This is a genomic window from Pectobacterium aquaticum (genome assembly GCF_003382565.3).
Classification (GTDB): Bacteria; Pseudomonadota; Gammaproteobacteria; order Enterobacterales; family Enterobacteriaceae; genus Pectobacterium; species Pectobacterium aquaticum.
In genome coordinates this window covers 2,049,412-2,072,472 of record NZ_CP086253.1, presented here as the reverse complement: position 1 = coordinate 2,072,472, position 23,061 = coordinate 2,049,412, and the positions used below count along the sequence as shown (strand labels likewise).

The 23,061-nt window shown below is 55.9% G+C and carries 25 protein-coding genes, 1 tRNA gene and 1 riboswitch; of the genes, 9 read left to right on the top strand and 17 right to left on the bottom strand.

All coding sequences use genetic code 11. The features are described 5' to 3' along the window. Positions 1–22: 22 nt before the first annotated feature. From DMB82_RS09605 to DMB82_RS09575, 7 genes are all read right to left on the bottom strand, one after another. Entirely contained in the window at positions 23–166 is a 144-nt protein-coding gene (locus tag DMB82_RS09605; protein WP_165572341.1) for a hypothetical protein, read from the bottom strand. Beyond that, the gene (locus DMB82_RS09600) at positions 157–792 is read right to left on the bottom strand and encodes an urea amidolyase associated protein UAAP2 (protein ID WP_116163345.1); all 636 of its coding nucleotides are present in this window, start codon (positions 790–792) and stop codon (positions 157–159) included. The genes DMB82_RS09605 and DMB82_RS09600 overlap by 10 nt, the downstream gene beginning before the upstream one ends. An 11-nt stretch (positions 793–803) precedes the next feature. Next, positions 804–1,562 (bottom strand): urea amidolyase associated protein UAAP1, encoded by a 759-nt coding sequence (locus DMB82_RS09595; RefSeq protein ID WP_208644327.1) that lies wholly within the window; start codon positions 1,560–1,562, stop codon positions 804–806. Positions 1,563–1,575: 13 nt separating this feature from the next. Beyond that, on the bottom strand, positions 1,576–2,367 hold the full coding sequence (locus DMB82_RS09590) for an ABC transporter ATP-binding protein (RefSeq protein WP_116163346.1): 792 nt from the start codon (positions 2,365–2,367) through the stop codon (positions 1,576–1,578). Further along, positions 2,364–3,179, bottom strand: coding sequence for an ABC transporter permease (locus DMB82_RS09585; RefSeq protein WP_102116381.1), 816 nt, complete (start codon positions 3,177–3,179; stop codon positions 2,364–2,366). The genes DMB82_RS09590 and DMB82_RS09585 overlap by 4 nt, the downstream gene beginning before the upstream one ends. Positions 3,180–3,201: 22 nt before the next feature. Further along, positions 3,202–4,260, bottom strand: coding sequence for a putative urea ABC transporter substrate-binding protein (locus DMB82_RS09580; RefSeq protein ID WP_103860477.1), 1,059 nt, complete (start codon positions 4,258–4,260; stop codon positions 3,202–3,204). A gap of 59 nt (positions 4,261–4,319) precedes the next feature. Then, positions 4,320–4,421: riboswitch (guanidine-I (ykkC/yxkD leader) on the bottom strand. Between the two features lie 194 nt (positions 4,422–4,615). Next, entirely contained in the window at positions 4,616–5,029 is a 414-nt protein-coding gene (locus DMB82_RS09575) for a MarR family winged helix-turn-helix transcriptional regulator (protein ID WP_116163349.1), read from the bottom strand. Between the two features lie 81 nt (positions 5,030–5,110). Between DMB82_RS09575 and DMB82_RS09570 the strand changes: the two genes are divergently transcribed. Further along, on the top strand, positions 5,111–5,374 hold the full coding sequence (locus DMB82_RS09570; protein ID WP_116163350.1) for a DUF3861 domain-containing protein: 264 nt from the start codon (positions 5,111–5,113) through the stop codon (positions 5,372–5,374). 70 nt (positions 5,375–5,444) lie between these two features. On the opposite strand, the gene katG is transcribed toward DMB82_RS09570, so the two are convergent. Next, complete coding sequence (katG, locus tag DMB82_RS09565) at positions 5,445–7,619, bottom strand: catalase/peroxidase HPI (RefSeq protein ID WP_116163351.1); 2,175 nt, start codon at positions 7,617–7,619, stop codon at positions 5,445–5,447. Between the two features lie 618 nt (positions 7,620–8,237). On the opposite strand from katG, the gene DMB82_RS09560 reads away from it, so the two are divergent. After that, positions 8,238–8,314 (top strand) — tRNA-Val (locus DMB82_RS09560). Between the two features lie 250 nt (positions 8,315–8,564). Here DMB82_RS09560 and narP read toward each other — a convergent pair. Both narP and narQ read right to left on the bottom strand, forming a co-directional pair. Next, complete coding sequence (gene narP, locus DMB82_RS09555) at positions 8,565–9,197, bottom strand: nitrate/nitrite response regulator protein NarP (RefSeq protein WP_116163353.1); 633 nt, start codon at positions 9,195–9,197, stop codon at positions 8,565–8,567. 87 nt (positions 9,198–9,284) lie between these two features. Next, a complete protein-coding gene (narQ, locus tag DMB82_RS09550) occupies positions 9,285–11,003 on the bottom strand; it encodes a nitrate/nitrite two-component system sensor histidine kinase NarQ (RefSeq protein WP_116163354.1) in 1,719 nt (572 codons plus the stop codon). Positions 11,004–11,253: 250 nt separating this feature from the next. On the opposite strand from narQ, the gene napF reads away from it, so the two are divergent. The 7 genes from napF to napC are packed head-to-tail and all read left to right on the top strand — an operon-like array spanning position 11,254 to position 17,183. Next, complete coding sequence (napF, locus tag DMB82_RS09545) at positions 11,254–11,790, top strand: ferredoxin-type protein NapF (protein ID WP_116163356.1); 537 nt, start codon at positions 11,254–11,256, stop codon at positions 11,788–11,790. After that, on the top strand, positions 11,787–12,107 hold the full coding sequence (gene napD, locus DMB82_RS09540) for a chaperone NapD (protein WP_039467826.1): 321 nt from the start codon (positions 11,787–11,789) through the stop codon (positions 12,105–12,107). The genes napF and napD overlap by 4 nt, the downstream gene beginning before the upstream one ends. Further along, positions 12,104–14,590 (top strand): nitrate reductase catalytic subunit NapA, encoded by a 2,487-nt coding sequence (gene napA / locus DMB82_RS09535; protein WP_116163358.1) that lies wholly within the window; start codon positions 12,104–12,106, stop codon positions 14,588–14,590. Before napD ends, napA begins: the two co-directional genes overlap by 4 nt. Positions 14,591–14,595: 5 nt before the next feature. Then, positions 14,596–15,288 (top strand): ferredoxin-type protein NapG, encoded by a 693-nt coding sequence (gene napG, locus DMB82_RS09530; protein WP_116163359.1) that lies wholly within the window; start codon positions 14,596–14,598, stop codon positions 15,286–15,288. Continuing rightward, on the top strand, positions 15,275–16,138 hold the full coding sequence (gene napH / locus DMB82_RS09525; protein ID WP_116163360.1) for a quinol dehydrogenase ferredoxin subunit NapH: 864 nt from the start codon (positions 15,275–15,277) through the stop codon (positions 16,136–16,138). The genes napG and napH overlap by 14 nt, the downstream gene beginning before the upstream one ends. Next, on the top strand, positions 16,135–16,572 hold the full coding sequence (gene napB / locus DMB82_RS09520) for a nitrate reductase cytochrome c-type subunit (protein WP_116163362.1): 438 nt from the start codon (positions 16,135–16,137) through the stop codon (positions 16,570–16,572). The genes napH and napB overlap by 4 nt, the downstream gene beginning before the upstream one ends. Positions 16,573–16,580: 8 nt before the next feature. Next, the gene (napC, locus tag DMB82_RS09515) at positions 16,581–17,183 is read left to right on the top strand and encodes a cytochrome c-type protein NapC (protein ID WP_102116368.1); all 603 of its coding nucleotides are present in this window, start codon (positions 16,581–16,583) and stop codon (positions 17,181–17,183) included. Between the two features lie 591 nt (positions 17,184–17,774). Here napC and ccmI read toward each other — a convergent pair. From ccmI to DMB82_RS09480, 7 genes are read right to left on the bottom strand one after another with little or no spacing between them, the layout of a single operon-like run. Beyond that, a complete protein-coding gene (gene ccmI / locus DMB82_RS09510; RefSeq protein WP_116163364.1) occupies positions 17,775–18,644 on the bottom strand; it encodes a c-type cytochrome biogenesis protein CcmI in 870 nt (289 codons plus the stop codon). Next, positions 18,641–19,099, bottom strand: a complete 459-nt coding sequence (locus DMB82_RS09505; RefSeq protein WP_116163365.1) for a cytochrome c-type biogenesis protein — start codon at positions 19,097–19,099, stop codon at positions 18,641–18,643. Before DMB82_RS09505 ends, ccmI begins: the two co-directional genes overlap by 4 nt. Beyond that, complete coding sequence (locus tag DMB82_RS09500) at positions 19,096–19,653, bottom strand: DsbE family thiol:disulfide interchange protein (protein ID WP_116155580.1); 558 nt, start codon at positions 19,651–19,653, stop codon at positions 19,096–19,098. The genes DMB82_RS09505 and DMB82_RS09500 overlap by 4 nt, the downstream gene beginning before the upstream one ends. Continuing rightward, the gene (locus DMB82_RS09495; protein ID WP_116163366.1) at positions 19,650–21,605 is read right to left on the bottom strand and encodes a heme lyase CcmF/NrfE family subunit; all 1,956 of its coding nucleotides are present in this window, start codon (positions 21,603–21,605) and stop codon (positions 19,650–19,652) included. Before DMB82_RS09495 ends, DMB82_RS09500 begins: the two co-directional genes overlap by 4 nt. Next, positions 21,602–22,084 carry a cytochrome c maturation protein CcmE gene (gene ccmE / locus DMB82_RS09490; protein ID WP_116163368.1) on the bottom strand — a complete coding sequence of 161 codons (483 nt, stop codon included), beginning with the start codon at positions 22,082–22,084 and terminating at the stop codon, positions 21,602–21,604. Before ccmE ends, DMB82_RS09495 begins: the two co-directional genes overlap by 4 nt. Beyond that, positions 22,081–22,302: a heme exporter protein CcmD gene (ccmD, locus tag DMB82_RS09485; RefSeq protein WP_116163370.1), complete on the bottom strand. Its 222-nt coding sequence runs from the start codon at positions 22,300–22,302 to the stop codon at positions 22,081–22,083. Before ccmD ends, ccmE begins: the two co-directional genes overlap by 4 nt. Beyond that, on the bottom strand, positions 22,299–23,039 hold the full coding sequence (locus tag DMB82_RS09480) for a heme ABC transporter permease (RefSeq protein WP_044205278.1): 741 nt from the start codon (positions 23,037–23,039) through the stop codon (positions 22,299–22,301). Before DMB82_RS09480 ends, ccmD begins: the two co-directional genes overlap by 4 nt. Positions 23,040–23,061: the final 22 nt, after the last annotated feature.

Here is a 23,061-nt window from a genome sequence, read left to right as displayed (position 1 = left end):
AAGGCCTGCTACCACGCTAGAATCACGGGGTTTTGTCAGACTGAACGCGGCGCGGCGACGACAGGAAATAGCGATTTGCCCTTGCCTCCAGCGCGCTCACCAGCCACGCTTTCACCCGCTGCCAGCGCGTACGTTTTTCATCGCCTCGATCTGGCATCAATTCCATATCAGCACCTCCGCGGGCGTCGGGTTCCAGCCGTTGCACGGGTTATTCAGCTGCGGACAGTTGGAAATCAGCACAATGACATCCGCTTCGGCGCGCAGCTCCACGTATTTCCCCGGTGCGGAAATACCGTCCTCAAAGGTCAGCTCACCTTCTGCCGTCACCGGCACGTTCATGAAGAAGTTGATGTTCGCGCCGATGTCCTTTTTGTTCAGGCGACCATCGTGCAGGCAGGCGCAGAGAAAGTTGTCGCGGCAGCTATGCATGTAGCGCCGGTCGAGCGCATAGCGCACGGTGTTGCTTTCCTGTGCACAGGCTCCGCCCAGCGTGTCATGGCGACCGCAGGTGTCGGCGACAATCGTCAGCAGCGGATTGCCAAGATTGGAGTACAGCACGCTGCCCGTCGTCAGGTAGACGCTATTCTGGCGGCGCAGCGTACGTTGTGGATCGTAGCGTTCACGCGGATCATTGACGCGATAAAACAGCGTATCCACCGCCTGATTGCCTTCCAGATCCAGCAGTCGCAGCGTCTGCCCCTGCTTCACCTCAAACAGATAGGGTTCTCCGGCAGGAATCACATGGCGGAATACCGCGTCCTCGGCCGTTTTATTGCTGGCAATTAATGTCATGTCCGGCCTCCTTACAGGCAAAAGCGTTCGGTATTGTGAAACGCGCGTGCATTTTCCTCACGGAACGCACGGCAGTACGCAGCGACATCCTCGCCTTCCGCCCGACTCCAGGTGAGCGCAATCGGGCGCGGCGCATAGGTCGGGTTAGGATCCATCGGGTGTTGCAAGGCGGTCAGCACCACCAGCGTATCCATCGGCGCATACAGCTCGATGTAGTTTCCCGCCTGAGAATGATTAGTATGAAAATGGAATTGCCCTTGCGCATCCACGGTGATTTTGCTGAACAGGTTGATGGTCATCAGCAGATCTTGCAGATTGAGATTCCATTTCCCCATCTCGACCAGCAGGTTATCCATGCCGTTACGGAAAAAACCGTTGCGCAATTCCTGATAGCGTCCCTGCCCGTATTTCTCCTGCACCTCCTGCGCATTAAGCACGCCGCCGAAGCTGTCGTGCCAGCCGCAGGTGTCGGTAATGATTGCCGCCAGCACGCGTCCCATATCGGAATAGAGACAGTGCCCAGCCGTTAATTTGGCGGTGTGCTGCCCTTTCAGAGTATCCGGCAAGTTCAGGCGTTCGCTGGTCTGGTGCGCGTTAAACAGCAGCAGGCCCACATTGCCACCACCTTCCACATCTTCAATACGCAGAATCTGTCCGCGCTTGAGAATGAAAGAGGTATGTCCTCCGCCCGGCACGATTTCTTCATCAAACGTTGTTCGGCCTGTCGATGTGTTTGTCGATGTGTTTGTCGATGTCTGTATCGCTGTCATAACCGAAAGCACCTTAAATGGGGGATGTCGCCGCGCTGACTACAGGAGGCACTAGCGTCAGCGCACGCTGGCGCGTAGCGAGACGATCCTGATTAAGCGGGATGTCATAGGTAATACGTGCGCCATAGGCTTCCGGCGCATGGGGATCGACGCGCACTTTGTCGAACACCAGCAAACGCGTGCTGAGATGGAAACCTTCCGGCAAATCGTGGGTGACCATAAAGACCGTTAAGCGGGTTTCTCGCCACAGCTCCAGCAGCAGCGTGTGCATATCGCCGCGAATACCCGGGTCCAGCGCCCCAAAGGGTTCATCGAGCAGCAGGATGCGCGGCTGGACAATAAACGCCTGCGCAATCGCAAGCCGTTGCTGCATGCCGCCAGAAAGCTGGTTGGGGTATTTGTGCATGGAATGTCCCAGTCCGACGCGCTCCAGCATCCGCGCGGCATTGTCTCGCGCCTCCTGCTTACGCGCCCCAAACAGCCTGCCGAGCCAAGGGGAACGCGGGATCTCCAGCCCAATCACCACGTTTTCCAGCACGGTTAAATGTGGGAAAACCGAATAGCGCTGAAACACCACGCCGCGGCTGGCATCCGGTTCAGCGGGCAGCCGCTTCCCTTCGAGCCGCACGTCACCACGGCTGGGCGTTTCTTGCCCCAGCAGCAGGCGCAGAAAGGTGGATTTACCGCAGCCGGATGCCCCAACCATCGTGCAAAACTCCCCTTCCTCAACGTTCAGGTTGAGCCGTTCCAGCACGACGTGGTCGCCGTATTCCTGCCAGATGTTATCGATCTCGATAAAACTCATGCTTTGCTTTCCTCTGACCACGGGAACCCGCGGCGATGCAGCCACCGCAGCGCCATATCCATGAGCCATGCCAGCAGCGTGATCCACACGACGTAAGGCAGAATCACGTCCATCGCCAGATAGCGGCGTACCAGAAAGATGCGGTAACCGAGCCCTGCCGTTGCCGAAATCGCTTCGGCAGAAATCAGAAACAGCCACGCCGCGCCCAGCAGCAGCCGCAGTGAAATCAACAGCCGCGACAGCAGCTGCGGTAGGATGACGCGCAGCACCACGACCCAACTGTTCGCCCCCAGCGTCTGCGCTTTAATCAACGTTTCCTGCGGTATGTTGCGAGCGCGCTGTTCGAGGTCGCGCGCCAGCATCGGTGTAACTCCAATCACGATCAGCATCACTTTCGAGAGTTCATCCAGCCCGAAAACGATGAAGAGAATGGGTAAAATCGCCAGCGGCGGGATCATCGACAGTACGGTCATCAGCGGCGAGAGCGATGCGCGAAACAGCGGGAAAGCCCCGGCCGCAATCCCGAACAGCAGGCTCAACAGGCTGGCGATCCCCAGCCCCAGCGCGAGACGCACCAGACTGGCCTGCGTATCCAGCCAGAACAGGTAATCGCCGCTGCGTTTGTCCTCGGTCAATGCCATGCGCTGAATAGCCTCGGCCATTTGCCCGAGGCTCGGCAGAAGTTTGTCGTTGGGGTTAGCCTCCAGCCGCAATGCCGACCCGATGAGGTACAGCACCAGCAGCACGACAAACGGCAGCAGAACCAGCAACAGCCGTCCGCCCCTGCTGGGGTAGCGATTGATCAAGCGCACGATAGTCTCTCCAGTTTGCGGATCAGAGTTTGTTCTCTGCGGCCAGACGCACGAAGGTGTCGTCAAAGCGCAGTTTCACATTGGCGCTGTCACCCTGCGTGACCTGACCGGGGAACGTCATACCGATAAAATCTGCGCTCTGCGCGCCGGTGCCGAGTAGCCCTTTGTCGAAGGAGAAATCCGCGACGCGCTTCATGGTGTTAGGGAGATCCGAGCTGGTCAGAAACGCCAAATTGTCCTGTGGGGAATAAAACAGATGGGTGGTTTTTAACTGCGCCTGATAGCCTGCTAAATCGGTGCCAGAGGCGGCAGCCATTGACTCCAGCGCGGGTTTATCGCCTGCCTTCATCAGCGTCATCATTTCAAACCAGGCACCGGCCAGCGCTTTGCCCAACGCCGGATTGTCCTGTAACGTTTGCGTATTCACGACCATCATGTCGATCAATTCACCGGGGATCTGACCAGACTGGAAGACTTCCGTGGTGTCCGGCTGGCTTTTGATGGCAGAGAGCTGAGGGTTCCAGGCGACGGCAGCCTGCACGCTGCGGGTGGCAAAGGCAGCGACAATATCGGCATCCGACGTGTTAACGACGGTGACATCGCGCTCCCGCAATCCGGCCGTCTCCAGACCGCGTACCAGCAGGTAATGGGAGACAGAGAGTTCAGGCAGGTTAACCTTCATCCCGCGCAAATCGCTCAGCGTTTTCCCTTTGCCTTTGAGCACGATGCCATCGTTGCCTGCGGAGAAACTGCCGAGCAGCAGCGCCGTGGTATCCACACCGCCCGCGGCCGGAATGGTCAGCGCATCCATGTTGGTCATCGTGCAGCCGTCAAACTGCCCAGCGGTGTATTGGTTGATCGATTCGACGTAGTCGTTAAGCTGGGTGACCTTAATCTTGATGCCGTACTTGTCGGCCCATTTATCGATAATGCCCTGCGTGCCGATGAAGCCCCACGGCATCCATCCGGCATAAATCGTCCAGCACACGTTGAATTGCGTTTTAGGCGCAGCCTGAGAAGGGAAACTCAGCAGCGCTGAGAGACTGAGGACGCAAACGCCCAGTAAACGAGATAGGTTCATGCCAGACCTCCGGTTGAGTAGGAAAAAAGCGGGAACAGCGCGACACCATGGGTGTTGCTGTCTCCCGGGCTTTTGTCCCGCCGTGTAACCTCAACTGGAGGTCGCCAGCTCTCGGACCAGACATCCATAGGATATGGATCGGAACCCTAGCCAGCTATTCAGGTTGTTCAGCGCCATGCGTGGTGCTGTCCCGAATAGAGAAAAGCAAAAGGCGTGCCAGCACAGAAAGTGCCAGTCCGGCTGTCGTTTATAGGGAGCATGATGCGGGGAAGCCCGCCGCTATCGCGCTATCTCGGTGCAGTAGCACAGCGAGTACGCCTCACGGCAGTGCAGCGGAAGTTGGCGGAAGCGGAGCTTAGTGTGCAGAACGGCTGGCCGCTATTTTTTCCAGCAGCGCACTAAACGTGGCTTGTTCTTCAGGGGATAACGCCTGAAGCATCTGCGCCTCAATCTGCTTTTCCTGATGCAGAAAAACCTGCGTAAACGCGACGCCTTTATCGGACAAACTGAGCCACACGCTGCGGCCGTCATCCGGGTTATCGATCTTGCGGACATAATCGCGTTTGACCAACTCCGCGACCATACGGGTGATCTGTGCTTTATCCCGACAGACCCTTTTCGCCAGCGACTGGGGCGTAATGCGCCCTTCCATCGCGATGATCTTACATAACCGGACATGCACCACATCCAGACTAATGTCATGCGCTTTCATCTGTTCCTGCATCTGTGCCTTATAGCTTTCTAATAAGGCAAAAAGGGGTTTCATCATATTTTATTGACTCAGTCAACCAATGATCATATAGTTGATTTTATCAATTATCCATCACACGTTCAACTTACCGAGGCCACAATGGGAAACGTCTATCAGATTACGGTGGAAGAAAATGCCGAGCAGCAGCGCATGCTGTCGTTTGAATGCTCAATTCACGATGATTTGTTCAAGATTCTGGAAAAAGTCGATGGCAAGATGGACATGACGCCGGAACAGACTCAGGCCTTTATTGTGGGGTTGAAACTATTTAGTGAAGTGATGATGCAGAATAGAAAGCACCCGCTGTTTAAGGAATTCGCCGCCCCGTTCAGAGAATTCATGCTTAATCTCAAGAAGCAGTGATAGAGAAGGTCGCGCAGCAAAAATGATGCTCCCCGCGCCGTGAAAACACCGACGTGGGGAGCGTGACGTCTTACTCTGCCAGATCGAAGCGATCCGCATTCATCACTTTCACCCAGGCAGCAACAAAGTCATTCACAAACTTCTCTTTGCTGTCGTCCTGTGCGTAAACCTCGGCGTAGGCGCGCAGAATGGAATTGGAACCAAAGACCAGATCCAGACGCGTTGCTGTCCATTTGACTTCACCCGTTTTACGGTCGCGGATTTCATACAGCTCTTTACGGTATGGCTTCCACGTGTATTTCATATCGGTCAGGTTGACGAAGAAATCATTCGTCAGCGCGCCTTCACGATTAGTAAATACGCCGTGTTTGGTGCCACCGTAGTTGGTCCCCAACACACGCAGGCCGCCAACCAGTACCGTCATCTCTTTCGCCGTCAGCCCCATCAGTTGGGTGCGATCGAGCATCAGCTCTTCCACGCTCACGGCATAATCTTTCTTCAGCCAGTTACGGTAGCCATCGTGGATAGGTTCAAGGACGTCAAAAGACTCGGCGTCGGTCAGGGCATCGGTGGTGTCGCCACGTCCCGGAGCAAACGGCACAGTCACCTGTACGCCAGCCGCTTTCGCCGCTTTCTCAATCCCCACATTACCCGCCAGCACAATGGTATCGGCCACGCTGGCCCCTGTTGCAGCGGCAATGCTTTCCAGCACGACTAACACACGCGCCAGACGCTCAGGTTCGTTACCTACCCAGTCTTTCTGCGGAGCGAGGCGAATACGCGCGCCGTTGGCACCGCCGCGCATATCGGAACCACGGAATGTACGGGCGCTGTCCCAGGCGGTTGCGACCAGTTCACTGATGGAAAGGCTACTTTCTGCAATGCGTGCTTTGACAACATCAACATCATAGTCGGTACGACCAGCCGGAATCGGATCCTGCCACAGTAAGTCTTCCTGCGGCACATCTGGACCCACGTAGCGCGCTTTCGGCCCCATATCGCGGTGCGTCAGTTTGAACCATGCTCGGGCAAACACTTCGGAGAAGTACGCCTGATCCTGATAGAAACGCTCGGAAATCTTGCGATATTCCGGGTCAACTTTCAGCGCCATGTCGGCATCAGTCATCATTGGGTTGTAGCGAATAGACGGGTCTTCAACGTCAACCGGTTTGTCTTCTTCTTTAATATTAACGGGCTCCCACTGCGATGCACCAGCCGGGCTCTTTCTCAGTTCCCATTCGTGATTCAACAGCATGTGGAAGAAGCCGTTATCCCATTGCGTCGGATGCGTTGTCCAGGCGCCTTCCAGACCGCTGGTGACGGTATAGCGCCCTTTGCCCGATCCCGTGGGGTTATGCCAACCGAGACCTTGCTCCTCAACATCCGCACTTTCTGGTGCCGCACCCAGCAGGCTGGCATCGCCGTTACCGTGGGTTTTACCCACCGTGTGCCCACCCGCCGTCAGGGCAACGGTTTCTTCATCATTCATCGCCATACGGGAGAACGTCACGCGCATATCCTGTGCAGTACGCAGCGGATCGGGATTGCCGTCGACGCCTTCTGGGTTAACGTAAATCAGCCCCATTTGTACGGCCGCCAGCGGGTTTTCCAGCGAGGTACGATCGTCGCTGCCATAGCGTCCGGTGCTCTTCGCCAGCCACTCTTTTTCCGAGCCCCAGTAGGTGTCTTTTTCCGGGTGCCAGATGTCTTCACGGCCAAAGGCGAAGCCAAATGTTTTCAGCCCCATGGATTCATACGCGATATTACCCGCCAGAATAATCAAGTCCGCCCAACTGAGTTTATTGCCGTATTTTCTTTTGATGGGCCACAGTAAGCGGCGCGCTTTATCGAGACTGACGTTATCCGGCCAGGAGTTAAGCGGTGCAAAGCGCTGGTTACCGGTTCCGCCGCCGCCGCGACCGTCGGTCGTACGGTAAGAGCCCGCCGAGTGCCAGGCCATACGAATCATCAGGCCGCCATAGTGACCCCAGTCCGCTGGCCACCACTCCTGGCTATCGGTCATCAGTGCGTGCAGATCTTTTTTGAGGGCATCGACATCGAGGGTTTTGAGGGCGTCGCGGTAGCTGAAATCGCTGCCTAACGGGTTGGTCTTGGTATCATGCTGATGCAGAATGTCGAGATTGAGGGTATTTGGCCACCAGTCGGTGTTTGATGAGCCAGTAGAAGTGTTTCCGCCGTGCATAACCGGACACTTGCCGGCTGGTTTCGTTTTATTCTCGTCCATCGTTATCTCCCAGTATGTTGCATTGCCTTAATCGCTACGCCAGAAGGCGGGGTTGTTCCCCGATAGCCTTGCCTTATAGCAACGGAGCGCTTCACCGATTCCTTCTTCTTGATGCAAGACAGTGCCAGAGTCTCCCTATAATTTATAATTGTATATGCTAACTTCTGCGATAGCTTAACCTGATGAAAAGCGGTTCAATCGCACATTTTTCCTATCTGCATCAATAATCTCGCCGATAGAACCGCTTGTGATAATGAGCCTGCTTATCATGGCAACCTCTTTTAAGAGACCGCTGACTCTTCTGCTACCCTAAAACTACAGCGATGGCGAACGGAGTATGAACTGGGTAAGTTCGGCACGTTTCCCTAAGCGGATCGGACAACCATTTACGTTAGCGGTTCAAATGAAGCCGACGTAGGATGAAACTCACGTTCAGATTTTGCTGATACGGTGGCGGCATTCGACGAATTCGGCTAAACATTCGACACTTGGAAGAACATGATAAACAAAGCACTTGCCACAAGCATCGGAGCCGTCCATAATAGCGCCCATTCCAAACGCTGGAATGAAGAAAAGCATTCTAATCAAAACGTTACTGATTAAGATGTTGTCTACTGTACGACCGTAGCTCAGTTGGTTAGAGCACCACCTTGACATGGTGGGGGTCGGTGGTTCGAGTCCACTCGGTCGTACCAATTCATGTTCTATAAATATTACCCTGCGCCCGTAGGCTAATGAACATGAATTGAAATTTATCCCCTACTTGTGTCCTATTCAATTCATCAAACTGAAACTGAGTTCCCTGTTCTAGCCTCTGTTTTTTACATGTTGGTTGGTTTGGATTGCGACATTCAATCGCAATTTATGAGAGAAAGCATCCCGCTTTTTTGAGGCAATCTCCTGCTAATCTAAAGTAGCGCCTTACCCTTCAGCGACACAGCGGCCCTACTGGCCGCGCGTTTCCAGATACAGCACCGTGGCGGCGACGCGGGAGCGTACGTTGAGTTTGCGCAGCATGTTGCGGATATGCACTTTTACCGTCTCTTCTGAGATATACAGTACACTCGCGATTTGCTTGTTGGATAGCCCTGAGGCTACTTCCTGCAACACATCCAGTTCGCGCTCCGTCAATACGGTAAAGGGCGACGGCGTATCCTGTATGGCGATACGGTGGCGCAGCACCTCCCGCACCTGTTCGCTGAAGGCATCACCGTTACGAATGGCATCCAGCAAATGTTCCGGGGCGCTGTCTTTAAGCAGATAGCCATCGGCACCCGCATCCATCAACGCATAAATATCGCTGGGCGCATCGGAGACCGTCAACACAATCACGCGGGCGCAGATCCCATCGTGCCGCAGCGCGTGGAGCGTATCCAACCCGCTCAATCCTTTCATGTTGAGATCGAGCAAGATAATATCGGGTGAATCCCGATTCGCGAGGCTCAGCGCCTCCATGCCATTACTGGCCTCCCCGATCACATCAAAAATGGCATCGGTTGCCAGTAGCTGACGGATTCCTCGGCGCATAAGCGGATGATCGTCAACGATCAGCACACGATAAGATGGTTTTTCTGACATGCCCAGCCCCAATGTAATATGGATCTTATTATTTTTTATTTAGAATATATCCCCGTCATACTGCAAGTGGCCTGCTTCCCACTCGACTTATTCAGGGTAGAGATTGTTCGTGTTGTCGCGTTCACGCGCGGTCGTCGGCGTCGAAAAACAGACGCTAACCTGCGTCCCCCCTTCAGGGTGAAGGCCAATAGAGAGCTTTCCGCCTAACCGTTCGGCGCGTTCCTGCATAATATTTAAGCCGTAATGTCCCGCAGGTTCCTCCTGATTGATAATGCCACAGCCGTCATCACGAATATCAACACAATGACGACCATCGGGCTGCGTACGGCAGTTGACGGTAATCACCGTCGCCTGCGCATGTTTAATGGCGTTCAGCACCGCTTCACGGATGATTTGCAGCAGGTGAACCTGCTGTGATGCATCCAACGCCTGCGTAGGAACCCGGCAATCAATCGCGATGGTCGCCGGGGTCTGCGCACGCAACGGCTCAATCATTTCCTGCATCGCCGCCGGCAAATCGGCCTGTTGTAGCGTCAGCCGGAATGTGCCCAGCAGTTCACGTAGCTGACGATACGCATCGCTGAGCGCCTGCTCGAAATCAGTGATGATCTGCCGAGCCTGCGCATTTTCTTCCGCTACCGCACGCTTTAATAACGCCATCTGGATATTCAGATACGAAAGCACCTGAGCCAGCGAATCATGCAGTTCACGCGCAATCGTGGCACGCTCTTCCATCAGTAACAACTGCTGGTAGTGCTTTTGTGCCTGATTGAAATAGAGGCCGCGACCCAGCATATTCGCGACGCTTTCCATCAGTTGCGCCGACGGCTGCTGCGTTGATGCCTGCCACCGTAGTTGCCCAAACTCAACGTCTTGCAAACAGATGGGCAAGGCCTGCCACGCCGTCTGTTCATCTGGCTGGCCTTCACATAACCGCCAGTTCTCCCCGACCCGCATTTCCAGACAGCCGACCGTTTCATAGCGGCGAACAATTTGCAGAATCTGCTGAAAACAATGTCTGTCGATCGTGCTGACGTTCATCGCCTGAGAACAGTTGTACAGCACCTTCAGCATGCGGTTCACTTCCTGCAAGCGCAGCGTTTTCTGCCGGACTTTGTCTTCCAGAGAACGATAGAGCTTTTGCAGTTCGTCCGTCATGCTACTGAAGGTTTGTGCCAGTAATCCCAATTCGTTAGGCAGATTGACGTCCAGCCGCGAATGGGTAAAACGCCCCTTCTCAATGGACGTACAGGCCGCCATCAGCTTATTCAACGGCACCACCACCTGGCGGCGAATGCGACGCAGCGTAAAGAAGATCAGTATATAGATAGTGATCGAGCCAATTATTGATGTCACAACGACTATCATCATCTTGCGTTCGGAATAATGCTGCAACGCCAGTACAAAGCGATCGATCTGCGTGACGTAGCCGACAATATTGTCCTGATACCACACGCGATCCCCCGCGTTCAGACGCTCATCCATTGTTTTCCAGCTCTGCAATAGCGCCGCATAATGATCGCGCACATCGCGCGGCACATACCAGCGATCCAGCAGGTGAAAAACAGGGGAATCCAGCGTTTGCGCATAGAGGCGGCGATGCGATGCTAATTCTGCACGATCGCCCTGTAGGTCATACCCCATGCGATAGCTTTGCATGCGCATGGAACCGGCAACGTTGATCGCTTCTGCATCGCGTAAACCGCTGGCTAACGTCAGTAGCGCAATGCCCGTCGTCAGAAATGAAAGCAACGCGATATAAAAAAACGCGCGAGCCAGGCTGGTAGAAACAGGACGTTTAACCATCACAACGAATAATCCTCTTTGGCATCATACCTACTCTAAATAAGTAGCTCAGCATTTCAGCGTACTATCACGATCCCCACAGGCTCCCGCAAGCCAATGAGACGCGAATCCCACATAAGCTTGATCCGGCACCACCATTTACCTCTAAAGGGTGATTATCGCATACAGCCTAAGAGGAATAGTGTAACCCCTACAAAAACAGCGTGTTTTTTATTGGATATTTCATTGCGTGCCAGAGCGAAAAACTGCCATGACTAACCTCTCCCGGCGTTCCCTACTGACTGGTGGCCTACAGCGGGCAGACAACGCGTTGCGTCCGCCGTGGAGCGGTGCAGAAAGCCAGTTCCTGAGCCAGTGCACGCGCTGCAACGTCTGCGTAGATGCCTGCGGCTCAGGGATTATCCAGCGCGGTTCGGGCGGTTTTCCCACCATCGATTTTCAGCGCGGCGAATGTACGTTTTGCTACGACTGCGCACATGCCTGTCCACAAGCGCTGTTCGCGGAGAGCCACACCACGCCGTGGGAATACCACCTGACGATTCAAGATGCCTGTTTATCACTGCATCAGGTGGAATGCCGCAGCTGTCAGGATGCCTGTGAAACAGGCGCGATACGATTCCGGCCCGCCATTGGGCGCGTTGCTGCACCGTCCATCGATGACGACGCCTGTACCACCTGTGGTGCATGCATTTCCGGGTGCCCTGTCGGCGCCATGTCGATGAAAAAAATCACCGCGGGATATCACACCGCGCCAGCGCGTCTCCCGACGCAACAGGAAAACCGATGAGCACAGTCTGGCATGTTTGCAGTGTAGTGGTTCACGTCAACACGGCGCAGATGGCAGCCGTTGGCGAGGCGTTAGCGACGCTGCCCAATGTAGAAGTGGGTGCCAGCGATAGCGATACCGGAAAAATGGTCGTGGTGCTGGAGTCAGATTCAGAGGACGCACTGTTAAAACAAATAGCGTCAATGCGCGAGCTTACGGGCGTACTGGCGGTTTCGCTGGTTTATCACCAGCTCGATGAACCGTCTTGTGATGAACAATCTTTTGCTTTCGATGAACAACCTCTTGATCAACAAGCTCAGGGTGAGGAAATACCATGAAACTCAGTCGACGACACTTTATGAAGGCGAACGCGGTCGCAGCGGCAGCCGCGGTCGCAGGCATCACCATACCCACCGCGGTTCGTGCCGTGACCGAACAGTCCGATGCTATCCACTGGGATAAAGCACCTTGCCGCTTCTGTGGCGTAGGGTGCGGTGTGCTGGTGGGAACGCAAAATGGCCGCATCGTCGCCAGTCAGGGCGATCCCGAAGCACCGGTTAACCGCGGATTAAACTGCATCAAGGGCTATTTCCTGCCAAAAATCATGTACGGGCAGGATCGCCTGACCCAACCTTTGCTGCGCATGCGTGACGGAAAATTCGATAAAGAAGGCGAATTTACTCCGATCTCCTGGGATCAGGCGTTTGACATCATGGCGGAGAAATTCAAAACCGCACTGAAGGAAAAAGGCCCGAACGCGATAGGAATGTTTGGCTCTGGACAATCAACCATTTGGGAAGGCTATGCGGCCGCCAAACTGTTCAAAGCGGGCTTCCGTTCCAACAATATTGACCCCAACGCGCGCCACTGTATGGCATCAGCGGTCGTCGGCTTTATGCGTACCTTCGGGATGGATGAACCGATGGGCTGCTACGACGATATCGAGCAAACCGATGCGTTTGTCCTATGGGGTTCTAACATGGCGGAGATGCACCCGATTCTCTGGTCGCGCATCACCGACCGCCGCCTGTCGAACAGCAATGTCACGGTCGCCGTGCTGTCCACCTATCAGCACCGCAGTTTTGAGCTGGCGGATAACGGCATGGTGTTTACGCCACAAACCGATCTGGCCATTCTCAACTACATCGCCAACTACATTATCCAAAACAATGCGGTGAACGAGGCTTTCTTTACTCGCCACGTGAACCTGCGCCGAGGCGTGACCGATATCGGCTACGGGCTACGTCCGACGCATCCGTTGGAAAAAGCGGCGAAAAATCCGGGTTCCGATGCGTCTGAGCCGATGAGTTTTGAAGAATACAAAGCCTTTGTCGTCGACTATACGCTGGAAAAAACGGTCGCGCTCAGCGGCGTTCCCGCCGATCAGTTGGAAGCGCTGGCAAAACTCTACGCCGATCCGAAGAAGAAAGTGATCTCCTACTGGACGATGGGCTTTAACCAACACACGCGCGGCGTCTGGGCGAACAATCTGGTTTATAACATCCACCTGCTGACGGGCAAGATCTCTCAGCCGGGCTGCGGACCGTTCTCGTTAACCGGTCAACCGTCTGCCTGCGGCACCGCGCGTGAAGTCGGCACGTTCGCCCACCGCCTGCCTGCGGATATGGTGGTAACCAACGAGAAACACCGCGCGATAGCGGAAAAACTGTGGCAGTTACCGACTGGTACCATTCCTGAAAAGATCGGTTTGCACGCCGTCGCACAAGATCGGGCGCTGAAAGACGGCACGCTGAATGCCTATTGGGTGATGTGTAACAACAACATGCAGGCCGGCCCAAACATCAATCAAGAGCGTATGCCGGGCTGGCGCGATCCGCGTAACTTCATCGTCGTATCCGACCCCTACCCGACGATCAGCGCATTGTCCGCTGACCTGATTTTGCCTACTGCGATGTGGGTGGAAAAAGAAGGTGCCTACGGCAACGCCGAGCGCCGGACGCAGTTCTGGCGTCAGCAGGTTAAAGCCCCGGGCGAGTCAAAATCAGATCTGTGGCAGGTGGTGAGCTTTGCCAAGCGCTTCGCCGTAGAGGAAGTATGGCCGGAAGAACTTCTGGCGCAGAAACCCGCCTACCGTGGCAAAACGCTCTACGACGTGCTGTTTGCGAACGATGTCACCACGCGCTTCCCGCTCAGTGAATTAGCGGAAAATCAGCTGAACGACGAATCCCGTGACTTCGGTTTTTACCTGCAAAAAGGCCTGTTTGAAGAATACGCCGCGTTTGGCCGTGGGCACGGTCACGACCTGGCACCGTTCGATGACTACCACAAAGTGCGCGGGCTACGCTGGCCGGTGGTTAACGGTAAAGAAACGCAGTGGCGCTACAGCGAAGGGCACGATCCTTACGTCAAAGCGGGAGAAGTCTACCGTTTTTACGGTAAACCGGATGGCAAAGCGGTGATTTTTGCGCTGCCGTACGAGCCTGCCGCCGAAGCGCCAGACGACGAATACGATCTCTGGCTCTCCACCGGTCGTGTTCTGGAGCACTGGCACACCGGCAGCATGACGCGTCGCGTACCGGAACTGCACCGCGCCTTCCCCGAAGCCGTGCTGTTTATGCACCCGCAGGATGCCAAAGCGCGCGATCTGCGTCGTGGTGAGAAAGTCCGCATTATCTCGCGCCGTGGTGAAGTCGTCTCGATTGTTGAGACACGTGGCCGCAATAAGCCACCGCGCGGTCTGGTGTATATGCCGTTCTTCGACGCCGCGCAGATGACTAACGTCCTGACGCTGGATGCGACCGATCCGCTGTCGAAAGAAACGGACTTTAAGAAATGTGCCGTCAAGCTGGCTAAGGTGTAACGCGCATGGCACGCCCGGAGAATCCATCACCCGCTCGCCGTCGCTTTCTGCGTGACGCCGTCCGTGCCGTTGCTGGCTTATCAGCAGCGGTGACGGTTCTCGGCATTCAGCAGCGGCGCGCTCAGGCCGACGAACTCCGGCTGCGGCCACCGGGTGCGCTGTCTGAGGCGGCGTTTTCCGGTGCCTGCATACGCTGTGGACAATGTGTTCAGGCCTGTCCGTACGACACGCTGAAGCTGGCAACGCTGGTCTCCGGTTCCGCAGCCGGTAGCCCTTACTTTGTCGCGCGCGATATCCCGTGCGAGATGTGTGAGGACATTCCCTGCGTGGTTGCATGCCCTAGCGGAGCGTTACAGCCGCTGGAGGCTATTGATGACGCCCGCATGGGATTAGCGGTACTGCTCGATCAGGAAAACTGCCTGAACTATCAGGGGTTGCGTTGCGATGTCTGCTATCGCGTCTGTCCTCTCATCGATAGCGCTATCACACTGGAGCCAGAGCGCAATACCCGCACCGGAAAGCATGCTCGCTTTCTACCTATCGTGCATAGCGATGTCTGTACTGGCTGCGGCAAGTGTGAAAAAGCCTGCGTGCTGGAACAGCCAGCGATCAAGGTCTTACCGCGCGCGCTGGCAAAAGGCGAACTCGGACATCACTACCGTTTCAGTTGGCTGGAGGCACGCGATGGCAAATCGTAAGCAGGACGCCGGACGAGAAGCCCGAGCGAAAAAAGGCTGGTGGCGCAGTCACCGCTGGCTGGTCTTACGCCGCTTGACCCAGTCTCTGGTGCTGCTCATGTTCCTCAGCGGTCCGATCTTCGGATTTTGGATCCTACACGGTAACTACAGCGCCAGCCGCTTGCTCGACACCGTAACGCTCAGCGATCCGCTGATGGTGCTGCAAAGTCTGGCTAGCGGTCATCTGCCCGCCACGCTCGCGCTGGTCGGTGCGCTGATTATCGCGCTGAGCTATGCGCTGGCAGGCAAGCGCCTGTTCTGTAGCTGGGTCTGCCCAGTTAATCCGCTTACCGATTTAGCCGCCTGGCTACGTCGTCGTTTCGGCATCACTGCCTCGGCGACGATCCCCCGCAATCTGCGCTATCTGCTGCTGATCCTCATTCTTGCAGGAAGTGCGCTGACGGGCGGGCTGCTGTGGGAATGGGTCAACCCGGTTTCACTGATGGGTCGCGGGCTGATTTTCGGGTTTGGTGCAGGTATCTGGCTGCTGCTGGCGCTATTTCTGTTTGATTTGTGGGTCGTGGAACACGGCTGGTGCGGACACCTTTGTCCAACCGGCGCGCTGTATGGTGCGCTTGGCGGTAAAGGCGCGCTGGCTGTGGATGCCACTGAGCGTGAACGCTGTACGCGTTGTATGGACTGCTTTCATGTCTGTCCAGAGCCACAGGTGCTGCGCGCCCCCTTGCTTGATAAACACAGTCCGGCACAGGTTACTGACCGAGACTGCATAACATGCGGACGCTGTATTGATGTCTGCGCTGAAGACGTTTTTAAAATAACCCTTAGATGGAAATCGGGAGCAAAGTCATGAAAAGCCTGAGAATGGGATGGTTTCGCTGGATCACCGCCTTGGCGATACTGGGCAGTGCGATAGCCACTGCACAGGTCGATTTAAGCCAATCGCCAGAAGTCGCTGCGACACAGCCGGGAAATAGCCGGATGCCGAAGCAGCAGGAGCGTATGGCGCTCAACTATGTCAACCAGCCACCGATGATCCCGCATAGCGTGGATGGCTATCAGGTCACCCCGACCTTTAACCGTTGTCTACAGTGTCACGGCGTCGAGAGCTATCGTTCCACCAGCGCCCCGCGCGTCAGCCCGACCCATTTTGTCGACAGAGACGGCAAAGTGCTGAGCAATGTCGCCCCTGCGCGCCATTTCTGTCTGCAGTGCCACGTGCCGCAGGCGGACAGTTCGCCAATTACTGGTAACACGTTCACCCCTTCTAAAGGCTTTGGTCAGTGAGGTTTGCTATGAAACAACCAGGAAAAGTGGGACGGTTGTTGCGCCAGTTGTGGCAATGGTGGCGTCGCCCAAGTCGGCTGGCGCTGGGAACGTTGCTCATTATCGGCTTCGCGGGCGGTATTTTCTTTCTGGCAACATCCCAGAAAGGCATGGAAATGAGCAACAGCGAGGCGTTCTGCATCAGCTGTCATGAAATGCGCAATACCGTCTATCAGGAATATATGGAAACCGCGCACTACAGCAACCGCAGCGGCGTACGCGCCACCTGCCCGGACTGCCACGTTCCGCATGAGTTTGTGCCGAAAATGGTGCGTAAAATTCAGGCCAGTAAAGAGCTGTACGGCAAAATAATGGGCACGATTGATACGCCACAAAAGTTTGAAGCACATCGGCTGACGATGGCGCAGAGCGAATGGCGGCGCATGAAAAATAACAATTCTCAGGAATGCCGCAACTGCCACAACGTTGACTATATGGACTTCTCTGGGCAAAAAACGGCTGCGGCAGAAAAACACAGCGAAGCGATAAAACTCGGTCAAACCTGTATCGATTGCCACAAAGGCATCGCCCACAAACTGCCGGACATGCACAGCGTCAAAAGCGGGTTATAACCCGCCCCCTTCGTCACACTTGGGACGGCGTATGCCGTCCTCAACACAAGCGGAAACATCCGCCCTTCCCAATTCTGTCTATCGTATTCTTATAAATACCGTTAGGGTTTCGTGCGCAATAAGTAGTGCGATCTTCTGCAACTCGCGTCGCACGCGCCCGACGCGGGTGTGGCTAAGGCCGCTCTCAGCACAGCCGGAAAAAACCGCCCCAAAATAACAATGTACTCAGTTCAGTCTTTTGATTTTATGGGGTTGGCTCGCGTAAAAAAATCGCGCAGAGGTGTACATGACCGCCGGATGAGCGGCATGGACGCCGCGAAAGCCTGCGCCGCGTCGGGAGCGCGTCGCAGGCGGTCCGAACAGCGGGCATAAACACCGACGGCACCGCGAAGCGGCGCGATTTAACGCGAAAAGCCAGGGGTCACGGGGCGACGGCAACTGAGCCGCCCCGTGTCGGGCGCGTGCTGCAACGGTTGCAGAAAAAACCGTGGGTAATGCGCACGAAACCTTCACCGTAACAACAGAAACAACAGAAACAACAAAAGGGCGATATATCGCCCTTCTGCTATTGGTGATGAAAATAAAAAAGGATTATTTCCCCGTGGTCGCCTGCACCGACAGTGACGCTTTCGCCTGTGCCACGCTGCGTTCAATGACTGCTCGGCGCGTGTCGTTTTGCGGTAACAGCTGCAACATGGCTTCCCAGGCGTTAATCGCGTCCTGATAGCGCTGGGCTTCATAGGCATTGAAAGCCAGCAGGCTCAATACACGCACATTGGTCGAGCCGGAATTCATCAGTTCACGCAACATGTCTCCACCGCGTTGGCTATCACGCGGGTCGGTAGATCGCGACAGCAGATCGGCATAGTCCAGCGCTAGATCTGTATTCTTCGGATCGAGTTGGAACGCCTTGGCAAACGCCTGCACGGACATGTCGTAGTTATTCAGCAAGCCTGCAATACGCCCCAGCATCCACCAGTCTTGTGGATTGTCTGGCTGCGTTTCCAACTGGCTACGCAATCCCAGACCGAGACGCGCGACGTCTTCAATGGTCAGTGGCTCGGCGTCAGGATCCAGCGCTCGCTTCATCAAGTCCGGCGTTAACGCCACAATCTGCTGTAACTCCTGCACCCGATTAACCGCAGAAGTCTTCCAAAACACGCCGAGGCTGACGATAACCAGTAACAGCACGCCCGGCAGCAAAACCCAGCGGTTTAGTGGGCGCTGTTGTGCCTTCACATCACTGGGAATGTCCTGCAATAGCGTATGCTGGAGTTCCTCAACCAGTTGAGCACGTTCCTGCTCATTGGCGACGTCCACAGTAAGCTCACGCAGACGATCGCGATACAGCGCCTGATTGATCGCATCGCGATCGTATTCGCCTCGTGACGACCACGGCGCAAGCAGCAGCGCGGAAAGCGCAATCAGCGATAGCACAATGGTTGCGGTCAGTAGCATCATTCGGATTTCCCCCCACGTTCCAACAGCGTCTGCAAGCGCTTCTTATCCTGTTCGCTCATCGGTTCTTTGGCACTTCTGATGCGGCGGGCACGCCGAATAATCACCCACGATCCCACAGCCAGAAACAGCGCGGGCAGGAACCACAGCAGAATCGTAAAAGGCGTGATCGGCGGTTCATACGTCACAAAATAGCCGTAACGATCCACCATATAATCGACAACCTGCTCTTTCGTTTGTCCCTGCTGCATCAGGTCATACACTTTCTGCCGCATATCCGAAGCAATCATCGAATTGGAATCGGCAATGCTGTTGTTCTGGCATTTCGGGCAGCGCAACTGCATCGTCAACTCACGAAACTGTTGCTCCTGCGTAGCATTGTCAAAACGCAATACCTCGGAAGACGCCAGCACGCTGAACGACAGCAGCAGTGCGCTAAGGAAACTCAGCACTCTCATGCGCCGCCCTCCTTGCTGTATTTGTCCCACAGCGGTTGCAGCGTTTCTTGCCATACCTGCATGTTGAGATCGCCCGCATGGCGATAGCGAATGATGCCTTTCCCGTCGATCAGGAACGTTTCCGGCGCGCCATACACGCCCAAATCCAGACCCAGCATACCGTCGCCATCAAATAAGCTCATCGCATAGGGGTTGCCTAGCGTCTTCAGCCATTCGACGGCTTTGGGGCGTTCATCTTTATAATTCATGCCCACGACGCGGATTCCCTGCGCCGCCAGCGTGTTGAGAAACTGGTGCTCCGCACGGCACGTCGGGCACCAGGTCGCCCAGACGTTCAGCAGCAGCGGTTTGCCATCGCTCAGCTCAGATTGGCTATAAACCTTTCCCGGCTGATCCAGTGATTCCAGACGAAACGCGGGAATCGGTTTACCGATCAGGGCCGACTCCAGCCGCATCGGATCGTCACCGTCGCTGTTGCGCACCAATTGCCACAGCAGGGCAACGGCCAGCAGTAAAAACAGGACGAGCGGGATTAACAAAATCTTACGGCTCATGATGCTGTCCCCCGAACGGCGCGACGCAGGCGATAGCGCGGGTCAAACATGCACAGGATGCCGCCTAACGCCATCAGCCCCCCGCCGTACCAAATCCAGCGGATAAACGGTTTGTAATACAACCGCACCGCCCAGCTACCGTCATCGAGCTTTTCACCCAAAGCCGCATAGAGATCGCGCGTCACACCCGCATCAATGGCGGCTTCCGTCATGATCGCGCCACTGGTGTTGTAGAAGCGTTTTTCCGCCTTCAAGATCGCTTCCGGCTTACCGTTGTGCGTCACCTCAACCGTCCCTTTCGCGCTTTGCCAGTTCGGCCCCACGACATCACGCACGCCTTGAAACGTAAAACGGTAATCGTGGATCTCGATGCTGTCGCCTGCCCGCATCCGCACATCGCGCTCAACGCTATAATTCTGGCTGAAGGCGATGCCTACCACCGTCACCGCCAGCCCAATATGACCGCACACCATGCCCCACTGGCTCAGTGAAAGTGTGGTCAAACCGCGCAGCAAACCATGACGACGGGTGGAGCTGGTATGCAGCTCGTACACCGTTAAGAAGAACACCCACAGCGCCATCGACAGGCCAACCATCGTCATGGCAACAAGGGAATCCTGTAACAGCCACGGCAGTAGCAGCGACAGCGCGGCGGTCACGGCCAGCGCAATCAGCAGCAGCTTACGCAGCTTTTGCGGCTCGTCGCGCCGCCAGCGAACCAGCGGCCCCACGCCCAGCAGTAAGGCAAACGGTGCCATTAGCAGGGTGAACATGGTGTTGAAGAACGGCGCACCAATCGAAATGCTGCCCAAGCCCAGTTGCTTATGCACCAGCGGCAGCAGCGTTCCCAGCAGCACGACGAGCGTGGCCGCCATCAGGATCAGGTTATTGCCGAGCAAGAAAGTCTCACGCGACCAGAGCGAATTCGTGACCCGCGCCCGTACCCGGTTGCCTTTGATGGCAAACAGCAGCAAAGAACCGCCGATGACAATGACCAGAAACGCGAGAATAAACATACCGCGCGCCGGATCGGAGGCAAACGCATGCACCGACACCAATACACCGGAACGCACCAAAAACGTCCCCAACAGGCAGAGCGAGAACGCCCCGATGGCCAGCAACACCGTCCAGGCCTTGAAACTGCCGCGTTTTTCGGTGACCGATAGCGAATGCAGCAGCGCCGTGCCCACCAGCCACGGCATCAATGACGCATTCTCCACCGGATCCCAGAACCACCAGCCGCCCCAGCCGAGTTCGTAATACGCCCAGCCCGAACCGAGCACGATACCCAGCGTCAGGAACGACCAGGCCGCCTGCGTCCACGGTCGGGACCAGCGCGCCCATGCACTGTCCAGTCGCTCAGCCAGCAGCGAGGCGACCGCAAACGCAAACGCCACGGAAAACCCGACATAGCCCATGTAAAGCAGCGGAGGGTGGAAAATTAACCCGACATCCTGCAACAGCGGGTTGAGATCGCGTCCGTCAATCGGATAGTCCGGTAGCGTGCGCGTAAAGGGATTCGACGTCAGGATGATGAACAGCAAGAAGCCGACATTAATCATCCCCATGACGGCCAGCACGCGGGCGACCGCATCCAGCGACATCCCCCGACTGAATACCGCCACGGCGAAGGTCCAGCCGCTCATCAGCAGCACCCAGAGCAGCAGCGATCCTTCATGTGCGCCCCACGCGGCTGCCACGCGATACCATACTGGCAGCGCGCGGTTCGAGTTGTTGGCTACGTAGAGGACGGTGAAATCATTGATCACCAGCGCATACACCAACACGAGGAAGGAAGCCAAAATGCATGCAAACAGCGCCCAGGCAAGAGGACGCGCCAGCGCCATCAGACGCGTATCCTGACGCGACGCGCCCCAAAGCGGATACACGCTGAGCAACAGCGCGACGCCCAGCGCCAGACAGAGCAGATAATTGCCTACTTCAGGCATCATAACCGTTTACCCTCTGTGGCCGCTGCCGTTGCATGACCGTTTTGCCCTTCCATCGCCGCCTTAATTTCCGGTGGCGTGTAGTTTTCATCATGTCGGGCAAGCACTTCTTTCGCCATAATATGATCGTCGGTATCCAGAATGCCCTGCGCCACCACCCCTTGCCCCTCGCGGAACAGATCCGGCAGCATCCCGTTATAGGTCACCTCCACGGAGCCCTGCGCATCATAAACGGTGAAGCGGACTTCCAGACTTTGGCTGTCGCGGCGCACGCTGCCCGGCATCACCATGCCGCCGACGCGCAAACGCTGCCCGATCGCCGGTTTTTCCTGCGTTTCGTTCTTGCCGTAAAGAATTTCACTGGGCGTATAAAAGAGATCGATATTTGAGCTCAACGCATAGAGCGTCAGCGCTATCGTCACTACCGCACCGCAGACCACGGCCACGATGGCATAGAGGCGAGTTTTACGCGGTGTACTCATTGCACCACCTCTATCGTTTCCGACTGGCGGGCCGTATTCTTACGCTGCTCGCGCGCCTGCTGGCGGCGGATATCACTCAGCAATGCGCGGCGACTCAACAGGGTATGACCGACCAATACGCTCAGCGGTAACAGCGTTAGCACCACAGCCAGCCACACGTAAAAGGCATAGCCGCCCATCGCAAAGAAATCTTGCCAACTCGTGAAAGCGATGTTCATCGTGCTATTCCTCCTTTATTAAGCAGTGCAGCCACCCAGGGCGCGCGGCGCTGCTGCACCAGTATCAAGTTACGCAAGCGCATGAGTGACAACGTCACGAATAAGCTCATAAATCCTAACATCATGATCCGCAGCGGGAGACGCATAGCGGGATCGATCGTTTTCTGCATTTTTGTCGATCCCTGATGCAGGGTATTCCACCACTCGACCGAGAAATGGATGATGGGTAAATTCACCACGCCAACCAGCACCAGAATGGCCGCCGCACGACCGGCAAGACGGCGATCGTCAAACGCGTTGTAGAGCGCGATGATGCCCACGTACAGAAACAGCAGAACGAGTTCCGACGTCAGACGCGCATCCCACACCCACCAGGTTCCCCACATCGGTTTCCCCCAGGTGGCGCCCGTCGTCAGCGCAATAAAGGTAAACACCGCGCCGACCGGTGCCATCGCCGCCACGGCAAGCTCCGCCGTTTTTGACTGCCGAATCATCCCGATAAGCGCACATATCGCCATCACCGCATAGACGCCCATCGACCACACGGCCGCTGGCACGTGCAGGTACATAATGCGATACCCTTGCCCTTGCTGATAATCCGCAGGCGCAAACCCAAATCCCAGCAGACAACCGCCAATCAGCAACGCGGCGCTGATCAAGGCAACCCAGGGGATAAGCCTGCCGCAAAGGCCATAAAGGCGATCCGGCTGCGTAAGCTGATAGTTTTTTTTCAACATAATCGTGTGCTCACTTTGCGTA